We start from the raw sequence: 15,250 nt of genomic DNA on the forward strand, positions 1-15,250 counted from the left end.
TGGATACCGTGTCTCCTTTCCCGGGGAATGGCTATGGCACAGCGAAGGTGTAGCACTATTGGGATCAGTTATTTAGAGGTTGCCGGCGAGGCGTCAGAAAATGCTGGAATCGGCCCTATCCTGACGCGGCCCAAGGTTCCGGCCTGACGCCTAGTTAGGGCGTACTTCAACTGGACGTTCGCGGCGGGCCTACGTTGGGTTTTGGTTCCATTGCTCCCCAAATCCCGAATAGGGAGCAGTGGAACAGGAAACGCACTTAAGCCAAGTCGGCTTAGCGTACGATTCTTCCCGAATTCTGCGGCTTCCCTTTCCAGCCCTTGGCGGTCATCTGTGGGGCCAGTTGCTCGAAGCAATCGGCGGTCAATGCCTGATCGGTCGTGATGGACCAACTTCATGCGTGGACGCTGTCGCCGGCAACACAAGATCTGGAGTTGTCGATCAGGGTGCGTTTAAACGCTACGGGAACGCAGAGCTACACCGAGCCGCTATCCTGATGCACCAAGGCTCCATTCTTGGAGCCTTTCTTGACCTGATACATCGCCTGATCGGCATGCTCGCTGAGCACCTCGATGGTCGTTCCATGCTGAGGGTAGAGCGCGATACCGACACTAATGGAAATTCGTGCTTCGCCACCCGCAGGCAAGGGGATTGGTCGGCGGACCTCCGAGATGAACAGGCTGGCCTTTTTGAGCGCCTCCTGTTCGTCGCTGACGTGTTGCAGCAAGGCCACGTACTCATCGCCTCCCACCCTGGCGAGCGTGTCGGAGGCACGGATGCAACACAGGAGACGGCGGGCCACGGTCTTTAGCACTACATCCCCCGCTTCGTGGCCATGGGTGTCGTTGACCGACTTGAACCCATCCAGATCCATGAACAGCACAGCCAGATGCGTGTTCTCGCGCTCTGCCAATGCAAGCGCCTGCTGTATGCGTTCACCGAGTAAGACCCGGTTGGGTAGATCGGTCAATACGTCATGATGCGCTCGATGGTGATAGGTATCCAGCTCCTGTCTGGACCGGCTGATGTCCTGATGGGTACCGTACATGATGAGAGGCTTGCCATCCCGATCCCATTTCCCCACCTTCCCGCGGTCCAGCACCCAGATCCAGTGCCCATCCTTGTGGCGCATTCTGGCCTCACACTCGTAGAACGGTAACTCCCCCGCAAAGTGCTGCTTGAGCAGCTGTTCTGACTTTTGCAGATCTTCCGGATGCGTGAGCTTTACCCAGGTGACGATGGAGATCGGCTCAAGCTCTTGGAGCTTGTATCCAACGATCCTCGCCCATTCCTCATTGAAGACGGTTTCACCGCTCTGGACATTCCACTCCCAGGTGCCGACCCGGGTGCCTTCAAGAATGGCGCTCAATCGAGACCTCTCCAGAGACAGGTCTTCTGTCATCGCGCGGGCCGCCGCTTCTGCCCGGGACCGACCCGACACCAGCAAAAACATCAGCCCAGCCAGCATGGCACTGAGCAAGACACCGGTTACCGCGATCACGATCGGTAGCCCTCTGTCCACCCGTTGCAGAAGGCTCGTGCTGCCATGCACGCGAACGGTCCAGGTTTGTCCCATCATGCGCAGCCGATGCACCGATTCAAACCCTGGACGGATATCGGTACGCCCTGAACTGCCAAAGTGAGTTCGTGTCGCTTCAACCATCTCTTCGCCGTCGAAGATGTCGATGATCAGGTCACGCTCCTGCTCTCCGAGGAGACCATACAGGAAGTCTGTCATGCGAAACGGTGCATAGACCCAGCCGCGCAGTTGTTCCCGGCGCTCTGCTACGGTTGCCGCTGGCTGGTCAGTAGCGTAGATCGCCTGGTAGATCAGGAACCCCGACTGCTCCTGAACCCCCGTTTCCTGCTGGAGACGCACACGCCCCGAAAGCGCGATGGCACCCGTATCTACCGAGCGCTGCATGGCCTCGCGCCGCACGGGTTCTGAATACATGTCGAAGCCGAAGGCACGCAGGTTGCGTCCCGAAAACGGCTCCAGATACACGATCGAGGAATACAGGTCTCGTTGGCCTGCTGGTTGCACCGTGTAAGAGGGAAAGCCTTCGGCGCGGACCTGATCGATGTGGGTTTGCAGATCGGCAGGCCGGATGGCCCTGGCGAAGCCCACGCCTTGGATGCCAGGCAGGTACTGGTCCAGAGCCTGGCGATCGGAATACCTTCGGAAATCTTCACGTCCGACATCATCATGCACATCAAAGAACCCGGCCGTGCCCCGCAGGACCTGCTGGTAGGTGGCCATGCGGTTCTTGATGCGCTCAGCAGCCTCCCGGGCGCGGAAGTCGAAGTAGACCTGTTGTCGTTGATAGACGGACTCGACGATGAGTTGGTAAAGCACTACGGTGGAGCACAGGCCGATCAAAAAAACCACAAGAGGGATTAGCCTCGGCGACAGTCGGCTTGGTTTGCCAGAGGGGATCATTCGCTATGCCTTCTTGTTGATTTCCCAAAGCTTAAAATTAAACGCTACCATAAACAACAACATGTAGTGGTCTAATCATCCCGGACACCGTTTTAGGTGGTACAGTCGCCACCATGACTTGAGGTGTTCAATGACAAGATTACGTCGCTCATTTACTGCTGAATTCAAACTCGAAGCCGCATCCCTGGTGCTCGACCAGGGATACTCTGTCCCCGAAGCCAGCCGTTCACTGGATGTCGGTGAAACCATACTTCGCCGATGGGTTCAGCAGCTTCAATCCGAACGAACCGGCACCACCCCTATCGGCAAAGCGCTGACCCCGGAGCAGCAGAAAATCCAGGAGCTGGAAGCCCGCATCAACCGGCTCGAGCGCGAAAAGGACATTCTAAAAAATGTATGGTCTGCTCCTTATCTGCAAGCTTGAACTGATTTCCAGAAGTCGTTTGCGTCAATGTATCCGGCCTATCTGTGAGCCGTTTTCCGGCTCTGGCCTTGATGGGATCCGCACGTCGTCGTCCTAATAAAGCTACCAGTCATGAGAGACTGCTTTTTTAGCCAGGCTGCAACGTCGTGGGGTGAACGCTTCTGTCATCTGTTTTTGGCTCGCAAAACCGGGTATGAGTTATATCTGTTAAACGGCTGCGCTTGCGTTGGGATAGGGTTGGTAATCCCTGCCGGATGTCAGTACTTTCCAGCAAATTCGCATTATCTTGTTGGCCAAGGCGATAAGGACCACATGATGGTGATGGCCGGCCTCCAGCCTAGCGACCCATTCGCCTAAGGAAGGTGCGAATAAGTCATATGGCACGAGAGCATTTAATGGTAACCCATTGATATTAAATGACTAAAATTTTCATTTTTTGTTCGTGGGATACTTGTTCGCACTTTCCCTCTCCTTTGCTCTACACAATTGGTGCTGCCAGTATATGTCGCCTGTATACTCATGCCGATACTGGTTACATTCACATGTCGCATTTTGGAGCACATATGACCGCTGGGGCGCTCACCTGGGATCAGACTTTGCGTTTTCGACTGCTGGAGATCGTGTTGATGTGGGAAGGCCGCCTAACCACCAACCACCTCTGCACTGCCTTCAACATTGGCCGCCAGCAGGCGTCGAGGGATATCAACTGCTATATCCAGGAGGTCTCGCCACAAGGGCTGGAGTACGACCGCAATCTCAAGGGATACAAACCTACCGCCCAGTTCAGCCCTCGCTTTAGCGAAGGCAAGGTGGATGAGTATCTGTTGCTGCTGCACCGAGAGAAGCAGCATCAGCGCCAGCATGAGGCAGGTGTCTTGGCGCTGCCACTGATGGACCTGCGTGACGGCCATATCGAGATCCTGGATGTGCCTAACCGCCATATCGACCCCGTCATCGTACGCGGTCTGGTGCAGGCGGCCCGCAGCCAGTTACGGGTGGATGTGGATTATGTGTCGCTCAGTTCGGCCGAGCGTAGCGGGCGCAATATAGTTCCCCATACCTTGGTCTATGACGGCATTCGCTGGCATGTGCGGGCGTATTGCGAGAAGAAGAGGGATTATCTGGACTTTGTGATGAGCCGCTTTCGGGGCAAGCCGGAGCTACTCGACGCTTCGGCCCACGGTCGAGATCAGGATCTGGAGTGGAACAATCGGGTGGTCGCTGTGGTGACCCCCAATCCCTGTCTGGGTGATGAACAGCAGGCCATTATCGCCAGCGACTATGCGATGACCGACGGCAAGTTGCTGATAGAACAGCGCGTCCCCTTGATGCATTACGCCCTGGAGCGGATGCAGGTGAGCTACAACGGGGAACATGCTAATAATCCCCTGCTCTACCCACTGGTGCTCGCCAACCGGGAGGAGCTGATCCGGCAAGGCTGTGTCTTTAAGCTCAAGAATGCAGATTTGCAAATTTCATAGCGGGCTGGTGCTTTGTAGTGGCCCAGCTCACGACGCCACTACGAGCACCTGACTGTTTATCCGTCATTCCACCCGACCAAAACGATCAGGGTCGGCTGGCACATAATCGTCCTCAAACATATTCTGCGAGCGATGGCTTTGACGCAAAGACGCGAGCGTCTCAAAGAAACAATCTTCACAGAGATGCACTTCGTATCTCTCGCCATCGTGCCGTACCGAGCCATACCCCCAGTGGGCTGACAATGTGCCGTATTCCTGTGCCATTGTCTTTGTCGTGCTGTCACCACACACATCACAGATAACATCTACGACCTGCTCCGTCGGAACTATCGCTTTTACCAACATATTGCCTCCCGCATTATCTCAACACGCAACCTGTTTACCCCCGGCAAGAGCCCCATCGGACGTTGTGGGTGATGCCATCTTGCCAGCTCTTCTTTAAAACCGGTTTAAGCCCACGACCACGCCATCAATCCAGCCGCTTGTAAATCCGCGTATCGCTGGTCGATTTCCGAAACCAGTAAAAATCGGGCAATCCTGCAAACACCCTGCGCCAGTTGAATACTTCGGCCGATAATCGATCCGCCATCTTGACGATAGTCTCCGGCATATACTGGATAAGCGGCTTGCCAATCGATGCGGACAAGCAGGCCGACAGGGCTTCAAATGCCCGGGGATCCTGGCTCATCAGACTTTGCAGTTGTGGCTCCAACTTCATGAAGTTCAGGGCTTCATGCTGGGAGCAGATCCCCTCTCCGGCTTCCACGTTGTAGTAGAGGTAGAGTTTGCCCACATCGTGCAGCAATCCCCCTAGGAAGGCGACGTCGGCGGTGCGTCCATCAAGCCGGTATTGACGACACAACATCCTGGCTGTCATCGCCACTTCTACACTGTGCTCCAGCAAGCCACCCACATGGTCATGATGATGGTGATGGCTCGCCCTGCCTCGATAAAACCCGGTGATAAAACGCCGGTCACGTAGGATCCCGAGGGAAAAGCGCCGTAACCCGCCGGGCGGTAACATGGCATAGAAGCGCCACAGTGCCTGGATCATCTGGCCATGCGACTCATTGAGGGCCAAACCAAGGTGAAACTCCCACAGTTGACGCCCCTCGTCCCCTGTGATGCCTTCCAGAGCGCGACAACTGCGCAATGTGACAGACTGCTGCTCCATCCCCAGCATTGCCAGTACCAGCTGCCCCGACGGCGCAATAGTTGCCATGCATTTATCTGAGACCGAGACTCGATGGACGGCCTTTGGCGATAACAATTCCCAACACTCATACTCGCCCTCGCTATCCGCCAGTCTGGTTGCCCACATCAGTTCGCCGCAATCCGCATATTCAGTGACGTGTACCATGACCCACCTCCCCATCGTGTGAATCCCACCTTTCCGCCAGCGCCTTCGAGGCAAGCCGCTGCTGCTCGAATCCCGCCAACATCTGCTCAAAGGCATGCCCATCCCGACCCGACAGATCAGGCACGTAACGGGAATAGACCCGGAATAACATCTGAGTGCTGTTATGGCCCAGTTGCTTTGCTATCCACTCAGGGCTCTCACCTGCCGCGAGCCAGAGCGTGGCGGCGGTATGCCTTGTCTGATAGGGCTTGCGCTTCTCCAGCTTTAACAACGACAGCAATGGGTACCACACCCGATTGGCCACATTGCGATCCTCGAACGGGCTGCCGTGCTTCGTGCAGAAAACAAACCCATCTGGTGAGACCTTGCCATCGTAGCGGTCGCGTTGAGTGAGAAATGCCTGATAAACCTGCTCACTCATCTGCACCGCGCGATAGGAGCCATCGGTTTTCGTCGGGATCAGTTCATTGCGGACCCATGCCTGATACACCAGGATCTGCCGGCGCTCGAAATCGATGTGGCGCCAGGTTAAACCGTGGATCTCGCTCGAACGTAGCCCGGTAAAAAACCGGATGGTGTAATAAGGGCGAAAGTCAGCCCTCACCACTGCCAGCAGTCGACCAATCTCTTCAAGACTGAAGGGCATGATGTTGCTACGGGGGATCTTGAGTGCTCGGATATTGCGCCAGGGCGAGTCAAAACCGAACCGATCTGCCGCATCTGCCAACATCATGCGAAGCGGCGTCATGATGTGGTTGACCCGTGAGGCTGAGATCGGCTTGCCACCTCTCCCGGGCAAACGAGCGATCATTGTCCTGAATGCCAAGATCGCAGACTTATCGATCACGCTCAGCGGCTGATTGCCAAAGTGCGGCAGCAGATGGCAATCAAGAATGTCGCGGATGGTCTCCTGCTGGGAGGTTCGCCACTCGGCCGATTTTTCCTGGTACCACTGCTCAGCAAAATCAGACAACAGAGGGCACCCAGCCCGCAACACGGCTTCCCGCTCGGCCAGTTTGGTGAAGTAGCCACAACGCGGGCTGTTTGGGAAGGTTTTGCAAAAATCAAACTGCCCGAGGGTGATTTGTGCCTCCAACCGTTCACAATACTGCTTCAGTTTGTGGCGATTTTGGCTTGTATCGGGTAACCCAGTGCGCTCACGACAGCGCTTCCCCTTGAAGCAAAAATCGAGGTAAAGCAATTGGTTAAGGCTATATACTGTTGCCATAAGAATCCACCTCCCCTAGCCCTGAAACGACTCGAACATTGCGCTGTGCTTGAGCATTTCCTCTTCGATAGGCTCCCAGAGAAACAACAACTTACGACCGCCAAACGGGCGAATATAGTGCAGCCCTTCGAGCAGGACAGAGTCTTTCAGCTGATTGCGGATAGTACGTGGATCGAACTTGATGCGAGCAGAGAGCTCTTCTGTTGTCAGGTAGGTGTATGCCATAATCATTCTCCAAACGCTGATTTATCTAACTTGGAGATTAAATTGATCTCCTGAAGAACAATCTAGACACAAGAAAACACAATTGCAAGCCATTTTAATCTTCAGGAGATTATTTTGGTTACGGAGAGAGCATGATTAAGTGTCATTTATCCAAGATCATGGGTGAGAAACGGCTAAAAATTGCCGATGTTGCCAGAGAGACAGGACTCAACAGAGGCACGATTACGCGCATGTACAACGAAACTGCGACTAGAATAGAACTTGATGCTATTGAAACATTATGCCGTTATCTCAATGTAAAGATTGAAGATCTGTATGAGTTCGTTGATTAACGATAGCTATCTTTACCAACTGAGAGCTAGGACGCAGACAAAGCGTCAAGTCCTCAACCCGCTTTCGTCGAACACACTTGGCAGTGCAAAAGTGAAGAGCCACGAGCTACCTCAAACGAAACGCATTATGAGGGCAAGAAATGAGCCGAAGTCGACGAAAGCCCCCCATGTTTGGCTACACAACAGCGACGTCTGAAGCTGAAGACAAGCGGATTTGGCACAAACGCTGGCGCGCTCAGTTGCGTGGCCAGCTATCACACGACGCAACGACGGATGACTTTTTGCCAATACTCCAATGCGCCGTTTCGAGCCCTTGGAACATGGATAAGGATGGGAAAAGCTGGTTCAGCCCTCGACAGCAGCGCCGGCAAGCAGAGCAATTCCTGCCCCTTCAGGGCCTATCCACATCAGATGCGCAGCGCGCAGTGGTCAGGCAGCTGGCAAAATGGCGAAGCAAATAGATTTTATTCTATTTCAGCATGTTGCACGTTCAATCTGTAAGCTCACGCGCGGTTTGACGTGCAAAGTCGGCTTTCTTCTTGTTACCTAGCGATACCAGCTCTTGGATGCTCATTACTTTCAGCGCCACGACATAGGCGACTGTCCGTAGCAACGGAGTGCTGTAGCGCGCCATTGGTTTTACCGTGTCAGCATTTTGCTGCCGCTCAGTAGAACGCTGACAGATACCCGCCTCGTCAGGATGAATTATTCGCAGTAGTGCCCGGTTAGCCCCACTTTTTTCAATGAATTCACTCTTCACGCGATAGCGTGAGATGACCTCCCGCCATGGGGCTTTTTCACTCCGTTTGGCGCCACATCGTACCTCGATCGCAATCCGTGTCGCTGGCAGCAGTAATACCGTCACACTCAGGAAGGCTTGCAACATCTGTGGATCCGTGAAGGGGATCCCAGTGTTGCGAGTATTGCTTCGGACTAGCAGATAGCCAATCCATTCGATGAAAGCCGCTCGTTGCTCGCGATAGACCTGGCGAGCCAGTTTAACCACTTTACGGAGTTCGATTTGCTCCTTATGACTGCGCAAGGCTCCAGGAAGCAAATTCAGATGATGTGACGTTGAGTAGAGCAATCGCTGTGCTCCCCGCTGAGTCTTAAATGCTTTAAGTAAATGAATTTTTTCAACTAACTCATCGACCATAGCGGGTGTGAGTTGATAACGATTGAGTTGATCGGTGATATCTTCATGTCGTGCGAACCGTGCGATCAGCTCCAGAGCGGCATCAAAATCCAGCTTGTGTTTAACCAAGGGAGGGTAAGGTGCACACTCCATCAGGACCCAGGAGACCTGTTGAAGATAAGGCGAAAGCGACTGGAGCAGGGCCTCCCGGCAGCGCTGCCATGTCAAGGGCCCCTCCAACCAGTCGTTCTGTGTGAGCTTTGCACGAGACAGCCCGGTGAAGTGGTGTCGCAGTGACAAAGACCAGTCGTACTTGGCCTGCAACAGACACGCTGCATTGACCCAGTGGGTAAAATGCAAATATGAGTGCAACGTCGTCTCCGGGCTCTGATGGCCAGCAAACTGGGCCAGCGCCCAATAATCCCCCTGAGTGGATGAGTGTGTGATGGTCTGGTAGATAGAGGTACACTGTGCGGCCGACCAAGGCAGGAAATGTGCCCACCCTGGCAAACTGTGCAGTGCCAGAGCTTCGTGATGTAGCAGCAGTTGCAGGCGGCTCAATGCCGTATGCCGCAGATGATGGAATGTATAGTATTTCCCACCAACCTGCCGAAGGATACTGATTAACGGCCCCCTGATCTCTTCATCCGACATCGGTATCAACCAACCGCTCTGTGAGGGAAACGCCAGCGCGTTCGCGTTTTTCGCCTTTCGCGGCCATAACCCAGACAAGTACGCATCCAATCGAGTACGCTCTTCCGGGGTCAGCAAGACCCCCAGGGGGATCTTGCGGGTGGCACTGTCACTCTTGCCATCATCAAGCCGGGTATCGCGGATATATAGCCAGCACTCTGGACTGCGTTCGATATCTTTTAACCTGAGCTTTTGGATCTCGCTCAAGCGCAGTCCAGCACGATAAGCCACGATGTATAACGCGCTCAGACACTCTCGGTAACTCGATGAGGTGTGCGTCATCCGCTCCATTCCACGCAGCAACTGTCGAAAGAGAGGTTCACTGAGATAGGTGGCACGCACATGGGGCCTCTGGCGCTCGCGCGGGACCAGCTCCTCCGGCAATGGGGCCAAGTGGTAACTCGCCACCGCATAGCTGTGCAGGCTGGTCAAGCGTGCAGCCATGTAGCTGACAGCATTCTTTTGGCTAACGGGCGCCTCGGAAGAGGAACTTTCCGGCTCTGCGGAGGAGGATCTTTCCAGGTCCGTCCGTTCAACCGCACCAGAGAGCGCCGGGTCGACGACCAGATTTGAAGTCCCCCCATACTCTTCCAGCAATGCTCGATAACAGCTCAGAAAACGATCGCCATCCCATAAGCCGAGATCATGATCAAAGCACCGAACAAGCCATTGCTGACCACCGCGACTAAGGTAACTGCGCAGCGTCGAAGGCTTGTTTTTGTTCTTTGCGATGCATTGATGTAGCCACCCAACCAGGATCTGCTCTGACTTGCTGAGGGTCTGCTCATTGCGCAACCGGTTCAGTCCTGCGAGGCAGCTTGCCTTAGTCTGCTTGCGAGTCGCGCTCTCCTTTTCCGCCAACACCGTTCGCAACCGAGCCAGTAAGGATGAATAAGGGTGGTCTTCGCCATGGTAGCGCCAACGCTTGGAACTGCCTGCCGTCAGGTTATCGACTAATCCGGTACTCGCCTCCTGCGCCAAACACACCACTTGGTGACCATCCGCAACCGTCGGATGATGCAGTGAAAGCCAGTTTTCATGAGGCAGCGGTACACTGTGTAACGCCCCAGATGCCACATGAGTCAGGATCTGTGGCCAGCGGACCCCGGCTTGCCCACCGGTTACCAGACTCGCCCCTTGGCAAAACTCTTTGATCCCGCGCAGGGGTGCAGTCAGATGTCTCTGGGCCCATAAGCTGAATGTGTCGAGCTCAACGGCAAGCTCAAACGTTTTGCCGCGCCGACGATACCAGCGCTGTACCAACCCCAGAGTCGGCAGGCTTAGGAAAATCTGGAGCTCGGTAACCCCCTTCCCTGCTCTATCGTGCGCATTGGTGGCCAACGCCTTGCTCTCTAACGTCAAAGGCAACCAAACAACTGAGCCATTCGTGCATAATCTTCGCCGCTCAGCGATGGCCAGCATCAGTGCGTGCAAAATCGCCGTCTGGTGTACACCGCAGTAAAACACCGCGCTATGAAGAATGTCGGCCAGTAAATCTTCAGCTTCGATCAGGCTAGTGTCGCGGGCCTCGATCTGTCTATGCCAGTTCAGCAGCGCTTGACTACAGCGCTGCGCTTTGTCAAACCACTTTTCAGTGTAAGGTAGCGGGCGCCGAAGCACCGTCAGGGGGATTGTCGGCAACGGCAACTGCCAATACCCGCTGGTATTGCCCTGCTGCAGGCAAAGCAGGATGGCTCGCAGCCCAGCCTTGAATTCAGACTGTCGCCTATACTTGCCCGTCAACGTGCTCATCGCCAATGGCCACAGATACTCAAACCCTCGGACATCGGCTGGCTCCTTGAATAGGCCGGGCAAATGTTGCAACAGCGCATCCAGTGCTCGACGCTCTATTTGCACCTGAGCACGTTTGAGACGATCCCGACGCATAGCCCGACCAGACCGAAGAACGTTCGCTGCACGCTCATCTTCCTTTCGAAGCTGTTCACGCCAATCGATCAGTGGATTGTCCATTCGCCCATCACCTTCAACCCGAGGGTTTGATGCCATTTGTCCAGCACGTCCGTCAGGGTAAATAGATCGCTCAACGCCGCACTACTGTACTGGTTTGTGAACTCTGTCCCCATCTCCTCATGACCAAGCAGCGCATCGATAAACTCGGTGGCCACGCCTTGCTCCAGCAGGTGGCTGCGCACCGAATGGCGATGCCAGTTTGGCGCCAGGGGCAACAGATTTTCGAACTGCCTCATCATCGAATTTGGGGTGACGATTTCTGTGCCTTCCAGGCTGCCATCTTTGGCCTCGACCGCCCAGAACAGGAGCGCTCCAGCTCCACTCAATGCTTGCTCCGCCGCCGACACTAACGGCGCAAGCATCGGCTCACGCTGACATGCCAAATATGTCAAATAGCGCTCCCAGGCTTGCAGTTGCTGCACTGCCAACGCTGACAATGGCACCAACCTTGCCGAGCTCACAGATCGTCCCTCTTTGTCTGTCAGCCGGATAAAGCGACTGATGAGGCAGTAATCACCACGCCTGCCGTACATCTCCGTCACGGGCCTGGCGGCAGTAGAAAGATGGAGGATCAACAAACTGTGGCGCACGAGGAGGTTATGATATTGCGTCAGCGTTGGACGCTGCTGCCGTGACCCACTGAGTCGTGCACAGAGGTACTGCTGATAATTTCCTAGGAGTCGAGCAAGCTCGCCAACGCTAGGATAGAGGCGTGATCCGACAGCTCCTTGTTCTAATTCCGGTGCCAGCACCACCGCGGTCATCCCCATGGAGGCCAAATAACGGCGCCAGATCTGCAACACGTCTTTACGTGGCACATGACTGTAGGCCATAGGGGAACATTGCTGAGCCGCCTTGCCACGCAGGATACCGGCAATGGCGCTATCAATCCCCTCTCTTTGCAACCAAGCACGCTGGTAGTTTTGCAGCTGTCGCATGGTCAAGGCCGTGCCAGCTCGCTCATTTGCTCGCGCTAAACAATCCACCTGCGCGCTACTACTCAATGTCCTCCAACCGTGTCCAACCAATAAATGAGTGGCCCATTTTGGCAAAGGTAGCTGCAAGAATAAGTCGCTCTTTGGCAAAAAAGAGTGCAATTTCCTATGCACTCGGCTGTGGGCAACCTCTACATAGCGTTGTAGATACGCCCCATGAGGAAGCCGCCAAATACCACTGGCATTCTTTGAGGGTCCGTCGTCATCGGCAAATCGAGAGCCAGGAGCAGGCAATTTAATCTCAGTACTCGGCCAGACCGGCAGCTTGTGCAAGTCCTCGCTACTCGTGCCCATCACCAGTTGCAGCAGGATCGACAGCGCCGGCAACGCCGTTTCATCGACCGCCTGAGGCATCAAGGCATCGACGAGGCGTGTGATCTGTGACGCTGTGGCAATCCAAAGGTTGGCCGGCAACTGCAGATGACGCATCGACATGGAGAGCGCTACCGAGGCGCTTTGCAAAACCCTCGCCTGAATATCCATCAACCCCTGTGGCTGAGAGGACACCAGCAGCGTCTGCTGCTCAGGGAGGGTTCCTCGCTCCTCTTCACCCTCCCACTCGGTCAGTTTGACTTTGCCGCGCTGCAGCAGAACCTCCCGTAGCAACAGGATTTGGGTCCGCTCGTCGAGCTGCTCTTGATAACGCGCCTCCAGTTGGAACCGCTGGCGTTCGCCGGTTGACCGGGTACCCGTTTTGATCTCTTTGGCTCGCGCCTTATAGAGTCGGCTCAGTAGGGCCTCCAAGGCCCCTGTATTGACGCTCACCTGCTTGTTATTGGCATATTGCTCTCTCTGGATCTTGATGGCTTGCAATAGCGTCAGTATCGGCTGCGTAAAATCGACCTCAGACAGGGCCTTAATCATCACCTCACGTTGATTGTTCGCCATCAGCCTGACGTTGCGCAGCGCCTCTTCGACCGTTTGGTCCCGCTCGGCAATACCCTGAGAAAAATTGATATGTGATAACGCCAAGACGGCCAGGATCGTCACGGACTTGAGCTGAGCAAATAGCTCACCGTTGAGGCTATGGCCACTACGCAATTCCGCCAAGATGGCGTCAACGAGATAGAATTGGCTGAGTCTCCGATCTTTACTCAACCGCTCACGCATTTGCATGGCAGAGAGTGGCGATGGGGGCAGCATCTCTTTGGATGAGACAGAATCGATCCACTGCAGCTCGGCGGCCAACAACGCGGTCAGTGTTGGATCCAATCCCAGGATCCCCTGACAGCAGGCTTGCAACGATTCAAGGATTTGCCGGTGCCACTCGGCCAACGCCTCCGGAAACACCAGCTGTCGGGTAAGGGAACGGGCGGGTTCAGCGTCAAGACCCTCCACTGCCTGCTCCTGCGAAAGGTCATCACTCATCGGCTAACCTCTGCAAGAAGAAGTTAGGTTCGGGCACCGATACCATCCCGTTCTTTTTGTCTTTTTGCCGGGACTTGCTCAGCGCCTCCTGAGCATGCGCCAGCTGTTCCCGGGACAACCCGCACACCTTGGCCCAATAGTCTTGAGACAACCGCTTCTTCTGAAACCAGTTAAGACGCTGCTCGTCTGTCAGAACGCGATTGAAAATTCGTCGGCTGCATTCGATGAGACGGGGCTCCCCTAACAGCGTCATCAACCTCAGCCACTCCCCGGCCAGATGCTGCTCGACCTCACCCTCATTCAGCCCGCAGGGGATCAATCGTTGCCCAGGCGGCGGTTTGATTGGCGACGGCCAAGACAATACTGGCAACAATGGCCCTACGATCATAAGCGCACTGCCCACATCATCGCCTGACGACAAGGGACGATAGAGAATAATGGCTGACTCCCAGAGCGTATGGAATTGATCGGCAATCGGCAGCCCAGTCTTGAAGCCCAACTCCAACCACGCCTCACGAAACGCGACTAACGCCGGATGGATCTGATAGTTCCCTGACTCCTTCGTCCTCATATAAACCCCGTGTATCACCCGTTACTAACACATTACATAAAAATGTATTTTGTTTTCAAACAGTTCCTTAGCGATAAACCGATTCAGCCACACACCGAACCTCTGAACCTGCGCATGGCAGGCCTACCGCAGGCAGGTACTGTGAATGAAGTCAGGAATGGAGATGCAATTCACCAAGTGGGTAATCGTCGAGGGAGCGGGATCATTTAGCCGATATGCAAGGGGGAATGTGACTGACTCGGGTGACGTCAATTGAACAATACTTGGCTTTCTCCTGCACATGCTGGACACCGCTGTCGAGCGGTAACGCCTTCAGCGAGATAGGTCGCCATCAAACGACGACGCCATGCTCAATCTGACCGATGAGATCGATAACTGCCTGAGCTCCGACAGCGGTCGTCAGGAAAGTAGCAGGAGGGTTTCCTCCCAGCGCCCGGGCAGGTTTGTTCAACCACTCAAGCGCCTTCCCCCTGTCCCCCTCGAACAGCGACTCCGCAGCCTCCATCACACTAACGAATGAATAGATACGGGCACTCTGAGCGCGGGACAGCAGGGCCGCCGCAGTGCGCTTGCGTGTCACCGTCGAGCGGTCAATGCCAACCAGCTGACAGACTATCTTGACGTCGCAGCCCAGCAACGCAGCCAGTTCATTGACGATGGAGGGAGCCATTCCAGCCACAATGAGATGATGCGCCCCCACAAGCTCCTGGGGCAAGGCCAGCGAGGCCATCAGCCCCTTCGGTTGGCGGATCTGGCGAACAGAACGATAAGCAGCGTAGGACATGGCGAGGCGGCTCCCTGTATCATTGCGCCTTTAAACTAGCCCATCTAAACCATACCATCAACGATGCAGGACTCTTTCAAACCCTAAACGTTAACCTATGAAGCCACCGCAAAACTGCGCCAAACTTGCCACTAAAACTGGCGCAGTTTAGTTAACTGCGCCAAAATGGCGCCATATATATGAAAAACGCGCCAACAAACACGATGTCAGCGACCACAGACCTACTAGAGACTATCAGGGGATCCG

At 55.0% G+C, this 15,250-nt stretch carries 11 protein-coding genes and 2 pseudogenes; 3 read left to right on the top strand and 10 right to left on the bottom strand.

Annotated features, from left to right (window positions below; genetic code table 11):
* Window positions 1-472 precede the first annotated feature (472 nt).
* Window positions 473-2,437 (bottom strand): CHASE domain-containing protein, encoded by a 1,965-nt coding sequence (locus tag PG896_RS14390; protein WP_270835839.1) that lies wholly within the window; start codon window positions 2,435-2,437, stop codon window positions 473-475.
* 130 nt (window positions 2,438-2,567) lie between these two features.
* Between PG896_RS14390 and PG896_RS14395 the strand changes: the two are divergent.
* Window positions 2,568-2,828 (top strand): annotated as a pseudogene (locus PG896_RS14395) (transposase); the annotation flags it as partial.
* 240 nt (window positions 2,829-3,068) lie between these two features.
* Here PG896_RS14395 and PG896_RS21205 read toward each other — a convergent pair.
* A pseudogene (locus tag PG896_RS21205) lies at window positions 3,069-3,221 on the bottom strand (IS110 family transposase); the annotation flags it as partial.
* 203 nt (window positions 3,222-3,424) lie between these two features.
* Here PG896_RS21205 and PG896_RS14400 point away from each other — a divergent pair.
* Window positions 3,425-4,342, top strand: coding sequence for a WYL domain-containing protein (locus tag PG896_RS14400; RefSeq protein ID WP_270835840.1), 918 nt, complete (start codon window positions 3,425-3,427; stop codon window positions 4,340-4,342).
* A gap of 63 nt (window positions 4,343-4,405) precedes the next feature.
* On the opposite strand, the gene PG896_RS14405 is transcribed toward PG896_RS14400, so the two are convergent.
* The 4 genes from PG896_RS14405 to PG896_RS14420 form a co-directional block, all read right to left on the bottom strand.
* On the bottom strand, window positions 4,406-4,687 hold the full coding sequence (locus PG896_RS14405) for a hypothetical protein (RefSeq protein WP_010674967.1): 282 nt from the start codon (window positions 4,685-4,687) through the stop codon (window positions 4,406-4,408).
* 124 nt (window positions 4,688-4,811) lie between these two features.
* Window positions 4,812-5,702 (bottom strand): HDOD domain-containing protein, encoded by an 891-nt coding sequence (locus PG896_RS14410; protein ID WP_235663321.1) that lies wholly within the window; start codon window positions 5,700-5,702, stop codon window positions 4,812-4,814.
* Window positions 5,686-6,930, bottom strand: coding sequence for a tyrosine-type recombinase/integrase (locus PG896_RS14415; RefSeq protein ID WP_119197633.1), 1,245 nt, complete (start codon window positions 6,928-6,930; stop codon window positions 5,686-5,688). Before PG896_RS14415 ends, PG896_RS14410 begins: the two co-directional genes overlap by 17 nt.
* Window positions 6,931-6,945: 15 nt before the next feature.
* Complete coding sequence (locus tag PG896_RS14420; protein WP_021140683.1) at window positions 6,946-7,155, bottom strand: hypothetical protein; 210 nt, start codon at window positions 7,153-7,155, stop codon at window positions 6,946-6,948.
* A 131-nt stretch (window positions 7,156-7,286) separates the two neighbouring features.
* Here PG896_RS14420 and PG896_RS14425 point away from each other — a divergent pair, with 131 nt between their 5' ends.
* The gene (locus tag PG896_RS14425; RefSeq protein WP_010674971.1) at window positions 7,287-7,487 is read left to right on the top strand and encodes a helix-turn-helix domain-containing protein; all 201 of its coding nucleotides are present in this window, start codon (window positions 7,287-7,289) and stop codon (window positions 7,485-7,487) included.
* A gap of 490 nt (window positions 7,488-7,977) precedes the next feature.
* On the opposite strand, the gene PG896_RS14430 is transcribed toward PG896_RS14425, so the two are convergent.
* The 4 genes from PG896_RS14430 to parS all read right to left on the bottom strand — a co-directional run bounded on the left by PG896_RS14430 (window position 7,978) and on the right by parS (window position 15,004).
* On the bottom strand, window positions 7,978-11,286 hold the full coding sequence (locus PG896_RS14430; RefSeq protein WP_124812962.1) for a tyrosine-type recombinase/integrase: 3,309 nt from the start codon (window positions 11,284-11,286) through the stop codon (window positions 7,978-7,980).
* Complete coding sequence (locus PG896_RS14435; protein WP_270835841.1) at window positions 11,271-13,649, bottom strand: site-specific integrase; 2,379 nt, start codon at window positions 13,647-13,649, stop codon at window positions 11,271-11,273. The genes PG896_RS14430 and PG896_RS14435 overlap by 16 nt, the downstream gene beginning before the upstream one ends.
* Window positions 13,642-14,220, bottom strand: coding sequence for a hypothetical protein (locus tag PG896_RS14440; RefSeq protein ID WP_024941319.1), 579 nt, complete (start codon window positions 14,218-14,220; stop codon window positions 13,642-13,644). Before PG896_RS14440 ends, PG896_RS14435 begins: the two co-directional genes overlap by 8 nt.
* 331 nt (window positions 14,221-14,551) lie before the next feature.
* Entirely contained in the window at window positions 14,552-15,004 is a 453-nt protein-coding gene (gene parS / locus PG896_RS14445; RefSeq protein WP_021140686.1) for a type II RES/Xre toxin-antitoxin system antitoxin, read from the bottom strand.
* Window positions 15,005-15,250: the final 246 nt, after the last annotated feature.

This window comes from Aeromonas sp. QDB30, from assembly GCF_027707645.1.
GTDB lineage: Bacteria > Pseudomonadota > Gammaproteobacteria > Enterobacterales > Aeromonadaceae > Aeromonas > Aeromonas caviae.

Coding starts and splice junctions, on each gene's coding strand:
- PG896_RS14390 (WP_270835839.1), bottom strand. CDS start 2,437: ATGATCCCCTCTGGCAAACCAAGCCGACTGTCGCCGAGGCTAATCCCT.
- PG896_RS14400 (WP_270835840.1), top strand. CDS start 3,425: ATGACCGCTGGGGCGCTCACCTGGGATCAGACTTTGCGTTTTCGACTG.
- PG896_RS14405 (WP_010674967.1), bottom strand. CDS start 4,687: ATGTTGGTAAAAGCGATAGTTCCGACGGAGCAGGTCGTAGATGTTATC.
- PG896_RS14410 (WP_235663321.1), bottom strand. CDS start 5,702: ATGGTACACGTCACTGAATATGCGGATTGCGGCGAACTGATGTGGGCA.
- PG896_RS14415 (WP_119197633.1), bottom strand. CDS start 6,930: ATGGCAACAGTATATAGCCTTAACCAATTGCTTTACCTCGATTTTTGC.
- PG896_RS14420 (WP_021140683.1), bottom strand. CDS start 7,155: ATGGCATACACCTACCTGACAACAGAAGAGCTCTCTGCTCGCATCAAG.
- PG896_RS14425 (WP_010674971.1), top strand. CDS start 7,287: ATGATTAAGTGTCATTTATCCAAGATCATGGGTGAGAAACGGCTAAAA.
- PG896_RS14430 (WP_124812962.1), bottom strand. CDS start 11,286: ATGGACAATCCACTGATCGATTGGCGTGAACAGCTTCGAAAGGAAGAT.
- PG896_RS14435 (WP_270835841.1), bottom strand. CDS start 13,649: ATGAGTGATGACCTTTCGCAGGAGCAGGCAGTGGAGGGTCTTGACGCT.
- PG896_RS14440 (WP_024941319.1), bottom strand. CDS start 14,220: ATGAGGACGAAGGAGTCAGGGAACTATCAGATCCATCCGGCGTTAGTC.
- parS (WP_021140686.1), bottom strand. CDS start 15,004: ATGTCCTACGCTGCTTATCGTTCTGTTCGCCAGATCCGCCAACCGAAG.